Annotated in this window: 13 protein-coding genes; 2 read left to right on the forward strand and 11 right to left on the reverse strand. The window is 44.6% G+C overall.

The window, feature by feature from the left end; all coding sequences use genetic code 11:
- Positions 1-184, reverse strand: a 184-nt coding sequence (locus tag PI95_RS36080) for a hypothetical protein (RefSeq protein ID WP_236117125.1), incomplete at its 3' end; no start/stop codon positions are given.
- A 92-nt stretch (positions 185-276) separates the two neighbouring features.
- Between PI95_RS36080 and pheA the strand changes: the two genes are divergently transcribed.
- Entirely contained in the window at positions 277-1149 is an 873-nt protein-coding gene (gene pheA, locus PI95_RS20285; RefSeq protein ID WP_039742515.1) for a prephenate dehydratase, read from the forward strand.
- Positions 1150-1212: 63 nt separating this feature from the next.
- Here pheA and PI95_RS20290 read toward each other — a convergent pair whose 3' ends face one another.
- The 7 genes from PI95_RS20290 to PI95_RS20320 form a co-directional block, all read right to left on the reverse strand.
- Positions 1213-1860 (reverse strand): LON peptidase substrate-binding domain-containing protein, encoded by a 648-nt coding sequence (locus PI95_RS20290; protein ID WP_039742513.1) that lies wholly within the window; start codon positions 1858-1860, stop codon positions 1213-1215.
- Between the two features lie 301 nt (positions 1861-2161).
- Positions 2162-2479, reverse strand: a complete 318-nt coding sequence (gene rpsJ, locus PI95_RS20295) for a 30S ribosomal protein S10 (RefSeq protein WP_008232935.1) — start codon at positions 2477-2479, stop codon at positions 2162-2164.
- 188 nt (positions 2480-2667) lie between these two features.
- Entirely contained in the window at positions 2668-3897 is a 1230-nt protein-coding gene (gene tuf / locus PI95_RS20300; RefSeq protein ID WP_039742502.1) for an elongation factor Tu, read from the reverse strand.
- A 23-nt stretch (positions 3898-3920) separates the two neighbouring features.
- Complete coding sequence (gene fusA / locus PI95_RS20305; RefSeq protein WP_039742499.1) at positions 3921-5999, reverse strand: elongation factor G; 2079 nt, start codon at positions 5997-5999, stop codon at positions 3921-3923.
- A gap of 182 nt (positions 6000-6181) precedes the next feature.
- Positions 6182-6652 carry a 30S ribosomal protein S7 gene (gene rpsG / locus PI95_RS20310; protein ID WP_039742496.1) on the reverse strand — a complete coding sequence of 157 codons (471 nt, stop codon included), beginning with the start codon at positions 6650-6652 and terminating at the stop codon, positions 6182-6184.
- Positions 6653-7050: 398 nt separating this feature from the next.
- Entirely contained in the window at positions 7051-7434 is a 384-nt protein-coding gene (gene rpsL, locus PI95_RS20315; protein WP_006196398.1) for a 30S ribosomal protein S12, read from the reverse strand.
- 180 nt (positions 7435-7614) lie between these two features.
- Positions 7615-7944, reverse strand: coding sequence for a HesB/IscA family protein (locus PI95_RS20320; protein WP_039742484.1), 330 nt, complete (start codon positions 7942-7944; stop codon positions 7615-7617).
- A 44-nt stretch (positions 7945-7988) separates the two neighbouring features.
- On the opposite strand from PI95_RS20320, the gene PI95_RS20325 reads away from it, so the two are divergent.
- The gene (locus PI95_RS20325) at positions 7989-8174 is read left to right on the forward strand and encodes a hypothetical protein (protein ID WP_039742480.1); all 186 of its coding nucleotides are present in this window, start codon (positions 7989-7991) and stop codon (positions 8172-8174) included.
- A 1-nt stretch (position 8175) separates the two neighbouring features.
- Here the strand turns inward: PI95_RS20325 and PI95_RS20330 are convergent, their stop codons facing one another.
- The 3 genes from PI95_RS20330 to PI95_RS20340 all read right to left on the reverse strand — a co-directional run bounded on the left by PI95_RS20330 (position 8176) and on the right by PI95_RS20340 (position 11073).
- Complete coding sequence (locus PI95_RS20330) at positions 8176-8625, reverse strand: phosphomannose isomerase type II C-terminal cupin domain (protein WP_039742476.1); 450 nt, start codon at positions 8623-8625, stop codon at positions 8176-8178.
- Between the two features lie 203 nt (positions 8626-8828).
- Positions 8829-8993 (reverse strand): hypothetical protein, encoded by a 165-nt coding sequence (locus PI95_RS20335; RefSeq protein WP_163519041.1) that lies wholly within the window; start codon positions 8991-8993, stop codon positions 8829-8831.
- 13 nt (positions 8994-9006) lie between these two features.
- A complete protein-coding gene (locus tag PI95_RS20340; RefSeq protein ID WP_163519042.1) occupies positions 9007-11073 on the reverse strand; it encodes a phosphodiester glycosidase family protein in 2067 nt (688 codons plus the stop codon).
- Positions 11074-11677: the final 604 nt, after the last annotated feature.

The following is an 11677-nucleotide window of genomic DNA, read 5'->3' on the forward strand; positions in this document are numbered from 1 at the left end:
TTCGGAGACGCGAAGCGCGAACATCTGAGTGACTCGTTGGGTGTTGAGGATCTTTAAAACAAGCCTGTCCATTTTTGTCTAGTTTTTGTGAAACCCCCACCTCTGCCAGCATTCGCGTGTAAAATGGCGACTTCCATTGCATAAGTTTACCTTGTAAGTGGACAGCTGGTATAATGTCACTCATGAGTAAACGCCTTAAACCGTTTTCATCAAGGAGCGTAAACGCACAGTCTTTTTAACGGTATCCTTATAAGCGGTAATTAAAGGCTAAAGACGATGAATCAATCGATTGCACATTTAGGACCTCCTGGCACTTACGCAGAACAAGCGGCTGTTTTTTATCTCAACTGGCTGGCGAAAAATAAGGGAATTGAAGCTAACTTGTGTCCTTATCCCAGCATTGCCCAATCACTCCAAGCTGTTGCTCAAAGTAATGCACAGTTGGCTGTTGTGCCTGTAGAAAATTCTATTGAAGGAAGCGTAACAATGACGCTGGATTCGCTATGGCAACTGGAAACTTTGCGAATTCAAATGGCGTTGGTAATGCCGATCGCTCATGCGTTAATTTCCTGCGCTCCTAGCTTAGATAACATTAAAACAGTTTCTTCTCACCCGCAAGCTTTAGCGCAATGTCAGCGATGGTTGGAAAAATATCTGCCTAGCGTGCAGTTGATTCCTACTAATTCTACAACCGAGCCGCTACAACGCTTAGAACACGACAAAACGGCAGCAGTAATTTCTTCTAGTAGAGCGGCGCAATTGTACAACTTGCCAATACTAGCTAGGGGAATTAACGACTATCCAGAAAACTGTACTCGCTTTTTGGTGGTAAGTCAAACTGAAGTAGACACAGCTTATCGAATAGCTTCAGCAAGTGCTAGTCATACTTCTTTGGCTTTCAGTATGCCTGCAAATACACCGGGTTCTTTGGTTAAACCCCTACAAATATTTGCCGAACTTGATATTAACCTTAGCAAAATTCAGTCTCGCCCGACAAAGCGATCGCTCGGAGAATACTTGTTTTTTATTGATTTAGAAGCAGATTCCACCGAGCCAAAAATGCAATCTGCTTTGGCTGAATTAAGCACTCACGCAGAAGTATTAAAAATTTTTGGTAGTTACAATGTTTTACCAGCCAACGCCCTATAAGTTAACAGTCTAAAGTCTAAAGTGTAAAGATACTTTAACTGTTGACTTGTGACTATTAACTAATTATTTATCATTAAAGGTGTCTTTGAGAACAGTGCGAGCCGCAAGATGATTGCGAGTAGAAGTCAAAATTTCAGCTTCGCGTTCTAAGCGAGCTGCGGTGTCTTGCATTTCTAACAATAACTGTTGCTCTGAGGCTACACCATAAAGGTTACTCGCTACCCAGTAAGATAATTCTATTGGCAAATCTGGCAAATCTTCTGGAAGTTCGATGTTTTGTTCGGTCAACTTAGATGATAGACGCACAACATCTCGCAGCAGTTGTTCTACATCTGTTGCTAAAGGTCGTAAATCCTTGCTTGGTGGTTGGTCTTCAATCCACTCAACTAAACCAACACGATATGGCTTTTCTCTGACATATTCTAAGACGCGAAATCTTTGCTGTCCCAAAGTCAACATCTTCATGCGGTCATCTGGTAGGCGTTGGTAATGAATAATCTCCGCACAACAGCCAACTGAAGCGATCGCGCCTTTTGCTTGATCGTACATCAAAACACCAAACCTGCGATCGCTCTCCAGAATCGTGTTCATCATGATTCTGTAGCGAAATTCAAAAATATGTAGTGGTAATGGTCTGGTAGGAAATAGAACTACTTCGGGTAACGGGAACAGAGGTAGTTCGCGAACCGCAATTTTAGAAGAAGATGCCATTGTTGCCTTGGTATAAATTTAATCTTTAAAAGATATTATTTTTTGCTTTTCCCGTTTATTACTTACATTCTATCATTTGTTTTCTGGCTAAATAAAAAGCCCTGAGACATATTTCTTCAGGGCTATGTAAATATTCATACTAAGGGATGTTATTTGTTGGTTGTCAAGAGTCAAGAGTCAAGAGTCAAGAGTCAAGGGTGCAAAAACACTTTTGACTTTGGACTCTTGACTTTTGACTTTTTGACTTTGGACTTTTGACTCTTGACTCAACCTAACCACTATCCACGCTCCCACTAACTAATTACAATTTGACTTCAATATCCACACCAGATGGCAAATCAAGTTTCATCAAAGCATCAATAGTTTTAGAAGAAGGCTGATAAATGTCAATAATGCGACGATGGGTGCGAGTTTCAAAGTGTTCCCGTGAGTCTTTATCGACGTGGGGCGATCGCAACACGCAATATATCCTGCGTTTTGTTGGTAAAGGAATCGGTCCTATGGCTGTAGCGTTAGTCCGGTTAGCTGTGTCTACAATCTTCTCGCAAGATGTATCCAGTAAGCGACGGTCAAAAGCCTGTAAGCGAATTCTAATTTTCTGCTGTTGTAGAGTTGCCATCTTTAATTGTCCAGGTTCTGATTAATTAGGGGATTGGGGAGTGGGGAGTGGGGATTGGGAATTGGTAATTTCTTTTTTTACCCTATTCCCTACTGCCTATTCCCCACTCCCTAAATTTGAGGTCAGAGAAAGGAGCAGAGAGGCATTATACCATCTCTGCTCCATATTTTGATTAAATTACAGAAGTATTACTTCAGGATTTTGGATACGACACCCGCACCGATGGTGCGACCACCTTCACGAATAGCGAAGCGCATACCTTGTTCAATAGCGATCGGGTTGATTAATTCCACACTCATTTTAATCCGGTCTCCGGGCATCACCATTTCTGCCTCGCTACCATCATCGGAAGTGAATGCTGTAATCGTGCCCGTTACGTCTGTTGTCCGCACGTAGAATTGAGGACGATAGCCAGAGAAAAATGGAGTCTTGCGACCACCTTCTTTTTCTGTCAGCACGTATACTTCACCTTCAAATTGGGTGTGAGGAGTAATCGAACCGGGTTTAGCTAGCACCATACCGCGTTCAATATCAGTTTTCTGAATACCGCGCAATAGTACACCGGCGTTATCCCCAGCCATACCTTCATCGAGACTCTTCTTAAACATCTCAATTCCGGTTACGGTTGTGTTGCGAGTATCTCTGATACCCACTAATTCGACGTTATCGCCGACTTTGACTTTACCACGCTCAATCCGACCTGTGGCAACAGTACCGCGACCTGTGATCGAGAATACGTCTTCAATCGCCATCAAGAAAGGCTTATCGACATCTCGCTCCGGAGTGGGGATAAACGAATCTACAGAGTCCATCAACTCATAGATTTTATCTACCCACTCATTTTCACCGCGTTGGGTCTTAGGATTCTTGGTCATAGCTTCCAGAGCTTGCAGACCAGAACCTTTGATAATGGGGATGTCGTCACCAGGGAAATCGTAGCTGGTAAGCAATTCTCTCAGTTCTAGTTCTACTAGTTCCAACAGTTCTGGGTCATCCATCAAGTCTTCTTTGTTCAAGAAGACAACCAAGCTGGGTACACCCACCTGCTTTGCTAACAAAATGTGTTCGCGAGTTTGGGGCATTGGACCATCAGTAGCAGCTACTACGAGGATGCCTCCATCCATCTGTGCCGCACCGGTGATCATGTTCTTCACATAGTCAGCGTGTCCGGGACAGTCTACGTGGGCATAGTGACGATTTTCGGTTTCGTACTCAACGTGAGCGGTATTAATTGTAATACCCCGTGCCTTTTCTTCGGGTGCGTTATCGATTTGATCGTAACCTTTAGCTACGGCTTGACCCATAGCTGCTAAGGTCATGGTGATAGCTGCCGTTAACGTAGTTTTACCGTGGTCAACGTGTCCAACAGTACCGATATTTATGTGGGGTTTATTCCTTTCAAACTTTGCGCGTGCCATTAATCCTCGTTTCCTTTATCTAATTAAGCGTTCCCTTTGCTTTTAGCAATGATTGCCTCAGCCACGTTGCGAGGCACTTCTTCGTAACGGCTAAACTCCATTGAGAAGATGCCCCGACCTTGGGTTTTAGACCGGATATCAGTAGCGTAGCCAAACATTTCTGCTAATGGTACTTTAGCAGTTACTTTGGCAATTCCCTGCTCAGATCCCATCCCCTCAATTTGCCCGCGACGGGAATTGAGGTCGCCCATAACATCTCCAAGATAGTTTTCGGGAACTTCTACCTCAACTTTCATCATAGGCTCTAACAGCACAGGTGAGGCTTTCATGACAGCCTCTTTCATCGCCATTGAGCCAGCGATTTTGAAAGCCATTTCCGACGAGTCTACATCGTGGTAAGAACCATCAACCAATGTTGCTTTAACATCAATTAATGGATATCCAGCGAGAACACCGCTTTCACAGCTTTCTTTCATTCCCTGTTCGGCAGGTCCGATGTACTCTTTGGGTACGATACCACCAACAATCTTGGAGACGAATTCAAAGCCAGTTCCTGGTTCTCCGGGTTCCAAGTTGATCACAACGTGACCGTATTGACCTTTACCACCACTCTGACGGATAAATTTGCCTTCTACTTTGTTGACGCCTTTACGGATGGTTTCGCGGTAAGCTACTTGTGGCGCACCGACATTCGCTTCCACCTTAAATTCTCGCAACATGCGGTCTACAAGAATTTCTAGGTGTAACTCTCCCATCCCTGCAATTACGGTTTGGTTGGTTTCCGGATCGACGTTAACCCGGAAGGTTGGATCTTCTTCTGAAAGTGATTGCAACGCTTTGGACAACTTGTCCATGTCGTTCTTGGTTTTGGGTTCAACCGCTACCGAGATGACAGGCTCAGGAATAAACAAAGATTCCAGAATTACTGGTGCGCCGTCATCAGTGATGGTGTCACCGGTCAAGGTGTCTTTCAATCCCAACGCTGCTCCCAAATCACCCGCACGCAGTTCTTCGACATCTTGCCGATCGTCTGCTTTCAAAACCACTAAACGGGAAATGCGTTCTTTCTTATTCTTGGTGGCGTTGAGGACGTAGCTACCCTTTTTCAGAACCCCAGAATAAACGCGAACGAAGGTAAGGCGACCGTAAGGGTCAGCCATAATCTTGAATGCCAGAGCGGATAGGGGTTCGTTGTCATCAGCTCGACGCTCAACGGTATCACCATTCAGCAGTGTCCCTTGAATGGGCGGTACTTCTGTTGGTGCTGGCAGGTAATCTACAACCGCATCCAACATCAACTGCACGCCTTTGTTTTTGAAGGCTGATCCGCATAATACCGGGACAATCGTACCTGCAATTGTGCCTTTACGCAGAGCAGTACGAATTTCTTCTGTTGTCAGTTCTTCGCCCTCGAAGTACTTAGTCATCAGATCGTCATCGGTTTCTGACACTGCTTCCACTAACTTTACGCGGTATTCTTGCGCCTTTTCTTGCATCTCGGCGGGGATATCCGTTTCTTGGATATCTGTTCCCTGGTCATTGTTGTACATATATGCACGCATATGCACTAAGTCAACAATGCCTTTAAAGTCATTTTCGGCACCGATGGGCAGCTGAATGGCGATCGCATTTGCCCGCAGGCGATCGCGCATCTGATCGTGAACTCGATAAAAGTTCGCCCCTGTGCGATCCATTTTGTTAATAAAGGCGATCCGAGGCACTCTGTAGCGGTCTGCTTGCCGCCACACTGTCTCTGACTGCGGTTGCACGCCGCCCACTGAACAAAATACTGCTATTACACCATCCAACACGCGCATCGAACGTTCAACTTCAATCGTGAAGTCTACGTGACCAGGTGTATCGATAATGTTAATTTGATGATCTTTCCAGCTGGTTGTTATCGCAGCGGCAGTGATGGTAATTCCCCGCTCCCGCTCTTGTTCCATCCAGTCTGTTACGGCTGTTCCCTCATGGACTTCACCGATTTTGTGAATAATGCCAGAGTAAAATAATATTCTCTCTGTTGTTGTTGTCTTGCCCGCATCTATATGCGCCGCAATCCCAATGTTGCGTACTTTCTCTAGTGGGATCGTACGTGCCACAGCTGCCTCCTAAGTTTTCGCCTCATGATATCTTGTATATTACACTTTGTTAAGTTTGTATACTTTTACGGAAAACCGCCTTTTTTTATAGAAATCCACGATATACCGCTTTTTTACTAGCGATATATCGGTTCTCTACGTAGTTTAGGCATCCTGTTATGTAATACAGGTCAGAATGCCTTTTAGTAACGATAGTGAGCAAAAGCTTTGTTAGCTTCAGCCATCCGGTGCGTTTCTTCGCGCTTGCGAATAGCGTTTCCGGTTTCGTTGGCAGCATCCATTAATTCATTTGCCAGTCTGCTTGCCATTGTGCGTCCGGGTCTAGCCCTTGAAAACTGTACCAGCCAGCGTAATGCTAGGGTGGTACCGCGATCGTTACGTACTTCCATCGGTACTTGGTAGGTTGCTCCACCAACCCGACGAGCTTTTACTTCTACTAAAGGCGTTGCATTTCGCACTGCTCTTTCAAAGGTTTCTAAGGCATTCGCTCCAGTGCGTTCCTCAATTGTTTTTAAAGCATCATAAACAATCCGGGCGGCAAGTGATTTCTTGCCATGACGCATTATCCGCCTAATTATCATGCTAACAAGACGACTGTTATACACGGAGTCAGACGGAACTGGGCGCTTTTTAATAACACCACGACGAGACATACTTTACCCTTACTTCGGATTTGCGAACCAGATTATATGCGTTACATGCGATCGCTGCCACGCTCTCTCAACTTAACTTGTTGCCCAAAACTTGACACAACAAGGCGACAATATTATATACCTTAATATCAAACAAAATTAAAATGCTGCTGTCGCTCTTCAGCATTCTAAAAAATCCTGCACGCACCGGGTGTAGGTGGAAGCTTTACCAATTTAACTTGATTTCACCTAAACTAGCTACCATCTCTGATGGCTGCCGTTTCTGAGCAAGCCTCCGGCAAACAAGCATACCCTTGGGGAAGCTGCTTTACGTCTACACTAACGTTAACCGTTTTTTGGCGCTATACACAAAGGTGAAGCAATTAATCGCATTAAATAGCGATTAATTAACTATCATTCTATTTTTTCGCTTCTTTCGGACGCTTGGTTCCGTATTTGGAACGACCTTGCTTGCGGTCTTTGACTCCGGCTGTATCTAAGGTGCCACGAATAATGTGGTATCTCACGCCTGGTAAGTCCTTGACCCGACCGCCACGAATCATCACAACCGAATGCTCTTGCAAGTTGTGACCAATTCCGGGAATGTAAGCTGTGACTTCAAATCCCGAAGTCAGTCGTACCCGTGCTACTTTACGTAGAGCTGAGTTTGGTTTTTTCGGTGTAGTCGTGTATACTCTGGTACAAACGCCCCGCCGTTGGGGGCATTGCTTCAGAGCTGGGGACTTGGTTTTCTGACGCGCTTTTTCGCGTTCAGTTCGGATAAGCTGCTGTATGGTTGGCATGAGTTACAGCGCGTGAAGCTGCTTTAAGGTCTAAGTTTTCAACAAATCCTTATTATATCGCTTTCTGCGGGTTTTGTGTCAAATATTTGTTGGTTGATAGTTGTTGGTTGTTGGTTGTTGGTTGCTGGTTGACGGTTATCGACTAACCGCTATGACTAACCACTATCGACTATCCACTATCTACTGACTGATAGAGAAAGAATTGCCACAGCCACAGGTAGCGATCGCTCTTTGATTATGAAAACGAAAACCACCGCCCATGAGATCCTCTGAATAATCGAGTATTAAACCATTGATATAATCTAAGCTGGCAGGGTCTATCAGTATTTGGATGCCGTGAGAATTAAAAAGGCGATCGTCATCTTTCACCGTTTCATCAAAAGACATATCATAAAACCACCCCGAACAACCACCGGGTTTGACTGCCAAGCGAACGAAAATATTTGGCGGCAGCTGCTTTGATTTTAATCGCCCGATTTCGCTGACGGCTGATTGACTCAGTTCAATCATAAAATTTACGTTCTTAAATTGAAAACCCCATCTTCATATTACAGATGGGGTTAGCATTTAAGGCTGCTTTGCAAACCTTTGATATTTTCAATCGTGATTCACACGCCCAGTTAGCAAAGACGTTTTTTTACTCACCGGAATGCGCTATGAATGCCGATCGCGCACAACCGCGTCCAGGCTTCCAGGCTGATGAGGGCGACATGCGAGATATGATAGAAACACAAAGGTGAATTATCTGCTTTTGATAGGGGTCTTTGAGTTTTCATCATTAGTGCGGGCGTAGTCGTCTTGGTAGCGCACAATATCATCTTCGCCTAAATATTCGCCATTTTGGACTTCAATCAACACCAAAGGAATGACACCAGGATTTTCTAGACGATGAGTTGTACATTGAGGTACGTAGGTTGACTGATTATTGCTTAGTACCACTTCGCGATCGCCACAAACTACCTTAGCTGTACCAGAAACGACAATCCAGTGTTCGCTGCGGTGATGGTGCAATTGCAAGCTAAGGCGGTGTCCGGGCTTAACTTCGATGCGCTTGATTTTGTATCCGCGCCCTTCTTCCAAAACCGTGAAAGAACCCCAAGGACGCAACTCGGTTGCAGCAACGCCTCTAGGAGTTCCAGCTGGAGGTATGGGCAGTGTGTTGATTTGTGTTGTTTCAGAAAATTGAGCCATAGTTACCTCATTAGGAGACATGACAAATTGCTTGTACTCTTTACCATTGATGAAAAAATATGGCGCAATGTAGCAACCGTGAAAATAAGTAATTCAGTTCACCTTTGCCAAACATAGCAGAACCACATTACATGGTGTAATCGGTAACTACTGATATTTCTGTATCTACACCAAGTCTTCATTAAGCAAGAGAAAAGCTTTGACTAACCTTTAAGAAAGGGAGTGGGGGAGTGGGGAGTGGGGAGTGGGGGATGAGGGGGATGAGGGGGATGAGGGGGATGAGGTGAATTTTCTTCCTTGTCTTCCTTGTCTCCCTTGTCTCCCTTGTCTCCTTGTCTCCTTGTCTCCCCATCTCCCCATCTCCCCATCCCCCCCTCTCCCTCATCGGGGTTGGAGGAAAATACCGATTCCGTTGTGGACGCGGGCGGCGGTGTTGGGGGAACGGTCGAGTAGTTGTCCTCCTAAGTACAGGCTGGTGGAACTACCGCCGTCTAAATTGAGGGCGTTCACACACCCCATACGCTGCATCAATTGGGCGTGTTCTGTCAAGGTGGGACCTGCGCCACCTGCGCGATTATGCACGGCAGCAATCATTACTGTGCCTGTTGCTGTTGTGCAGATGGCGCTGCGAATCGCTTTTTCGGCAATAAAGGCATCGCTGAATTTTTCGGCTTTGGCATCGAGGACAATTTGATTATTTTGTACTAATAGCGGTCCTGCGCCAATAATGTTGGGGTAACGGCTAAAATCAACGGGAGTGGTGGCGCTGGAAATGCGTAAGCTAGTGCCAATGGGTAATAGATTCGCATTATTGACGGCGTTACCGCGCAAGACTAGCAGGTAGCCATTTTGAGGAATATTGACGCTTATGGTAGTGTCACCAGCTTTGCCGCCTAAGAACTGATTGGTAACTTGGTTGTTTTGGACGACGAGAATGATTTCGTTGTCGGTAAGGAAGGTGTAGGTTCCCCATGCGGGGGTGTAACGGGCGATACCGCTTTGAACGTAACCACTGTTGACAAATGAAATCGGTAGCTGTTGGTTATTGGAGGTGGTTAAGGTTTCTGCCAAGGTGAGACGACCAAAGTAAAATTGTCCGGAATCATTCCAAGCGATCGCTCCTCGGTTGAGTATTGGACTAGATAACCATTGATTATCCCGACGAATCGCACCTAAGGGTAAGCGATTATTGCGGTTAAAATAACCACCATTAATTCCGGCTACGGCTAAGTATTGTTGCGCTGTTTGAATTAAAGGGGCAGTCCCTGTAAGAGTATTGAGGTTGGTTATTATTGGTTTCAGCTTTAGTCCCACGGTGCGGGGATTAACTTCTAACCAAACAACCGGAAATCGTTCTGTGCCTAAATTGACAATCTGCTGTCGCCAGCGCAACCCCTGCGCCCAGGTAATATCTTTGTCTACTAATGCATCGGGGCGAATATCAACAATCAGGCGATCGGGGTTTGGTATAGTACTTATCCGGGGCGCTAGACCAAAGGGGACGCTCAAATGAATTATCGTTTGGTTGTTGACCACTTCCACTTGTTGAATAAGTGGTTCTTGTCGGCGTTCCGGGGTCGTTTCTGGAACTGGTGCTGGTATTATTACTGGTGGTAATTGTTTGAGAAAATTTGGCAGTTGTAATGGTGCTGGTGCTGGTGCAGGGGGAGTATAGCGTTGCAGCAAAATTGGATCGGCGATGCCATCTAAGGTAAGTATCCACTTCCTATTTGGCAGTGCAGAGGTTTTGGGGGTGACTGTATCCGGGTCGGGTGGCAGCGCTTTTTTAATTGGTAACTCTTGTCTAATTTGCCAAGCAGTAGGACGATCTAAATTTACAACGATGCGAGCCTGTTGAAGAGGGGCAACGCCAACAGTTGAAGATTGCGGACTTTGACTAATATCTGTTACTTTCGCGGCTGGGGTGGAAATCATTAATGTGTTGCCATTAACTTGCATCTGCCATCGAGATGTTTTGGCAAAATTAGTCACATCTAAATACCGATATCCTCCTGCCAAGACGCTGCTTAAAACCACTGGCTTTGTCTGAAGCGAAAACCACTGTACTGGCTGTTTGCTGGGATTGCTGCTGTTTAAAAAATCTACTCCAACTAGTTGCCTGAGTGCCCCATCACTTAAATAAGTGCTAAATGAACCAGATTTAGAACGTTTTTGCAACCAAATACCTGGTAAGGTACGACCATTGAGGAAAATTTGATTACCATAAGAGATCACCCCTGTCAAAGGAGGTCGAGGTAACTGTTGAGTCAAAACTGGTGCTAATTTGGTTTCTACCGGAGACTGCTGGGCAAGAGTGGGAGAGGTAGCATATAAGCACAGTACTGTTGAAATGATTGGCGAGACGAAAGTTGAAAAAAATTTTCTATTGCCCTTATTAGCAATAGCTTTACGGTCTTCTTCTCGGCAAAAATTGAGCATTTTCACCATAACTTACTAGGTAATTTAAAAAACTATTACGGACAAGATGAATTAACTAATGTTTCTTAATATCAAAAAATCCTGACATCAAGTTTGAACTACAACGTGATAATCTATATGTTGGAGTGTTGTATTTTATAAAATTCAACGAGTAGTTTACCTACCAAAACCACTGCAATTTCCGTGTGTTGACTAACACTTTAAGCCAACCAGACGATAACTATAGTCTGGGTGATTAAAGTTGAATTAAGTGTTGCATCCTTACGGATGGTTGCAACTTAAGCGAGGTAGTGGTGGTAGTAACACAAGTGGCAATGGGTAGAAACGCAAAAATTTCAATAACAACAAAGATTTAGGAATTGTCAAATGGGCATATAGTGTAATACGCTGCTAAATATTGTTAAATATAAAGAATTTCAGCTTTAAAAACAGTGAAGCTTTAAAAACCAGTTTTGTTCCAGGTCTGTCGAGAAAGACTATACCAAAAAAGTAACTTTGATTTAAAAACAGGTAATTGAGGAAATGCATAGCTTCACGATATAAATAAAAGACTGTTGATTCCCTATAAAATAAACACAAAAAAATAACGCGATTAGTTTAACACGGGTGAACC

Source organism: Hassallia byssoidea VB512170, from assembly GCF_000817785.2.
Classification (GTDB): domain Bacteria; phylum Cyanobacteriota; class Cyanobacteriia; order Cyanobacteriales; family Nostocaceae; genus Hassallia; species Hassallia carrinoi.

Coding starts and splice junctions, on each gene's coding strand:
- rpsG (WP_039742496.1), bottom strand. CDS start 6,652: ATGTCTCGTCGTGGTGTTATTAAAAAGCGCCCAGTTCCGTCTGACTCC.
- PI95_RS20330 (WP_039742476.1), bottom strand. CDS start 8,625: ATGGCTCAATTTTCTGAAACAACACAAATCAACACACTGCCCATACCT.
- rpsL (WP_006196398.1), bottom strand. CDS start 7,434: ATGCCAACCATACAGCAGCTTATCCGAACTGAACGCGAAAAAGCGCGT.
- rpsJ (WP_008232935.1), bottom strand. CDS start 2,479: ATGGCAACTCTACAACAGCAGAAAATTAGAATTCGCTTACAGGCTTTT.
- PI95_RS20290 (WP_039742513.1), bottom strand. CDS start 1,860: ATGGCATCTTCTTCTAAAATTGCGGTTCGCGAACTACCTCTGTTCCCG.
- tuf (WP_039742502.1), bottom strand. CDS start 3,897: ATGGCACGCGCAAAGTTTGAAAGGAATAAACCCCACATAAATATCGGT.
- PI95_RS20335 (WP_163519041.1), bottom strand. CDS start 8,993: ATGGGGAGATGGGGAGATGGGGAGACAAGGAGACAAGGAGACAAGGGA.
- pheA (WP_039742515.1), top strand. CDS start 277: ATGAATCAATCGATTGCACATTTAGGACCTCCTGGCACTTACGCAGAA.
- PI95_RS20340 (WP_163519042.1), bottom strand. CDS start 11,073: ATGGTGAAAATGCTCAATTTTTGCCGAGAAGAAGACCGTAAAGCTATT.
- PI95_RS20325 (WP_039742480.1), top strand. CDS start 7,989: ATGGGGTTAGCATTTAAGGCTGCTTTGCAAACCTTTGATATTTTCAAT.
- PI95_RS20320 (WP_039742484.1), bottom strand. CDS start 7,944: ATGATTGAACTGAGTCAATCAGCCGTCAGCGAAATCGGGCGATTAAAA.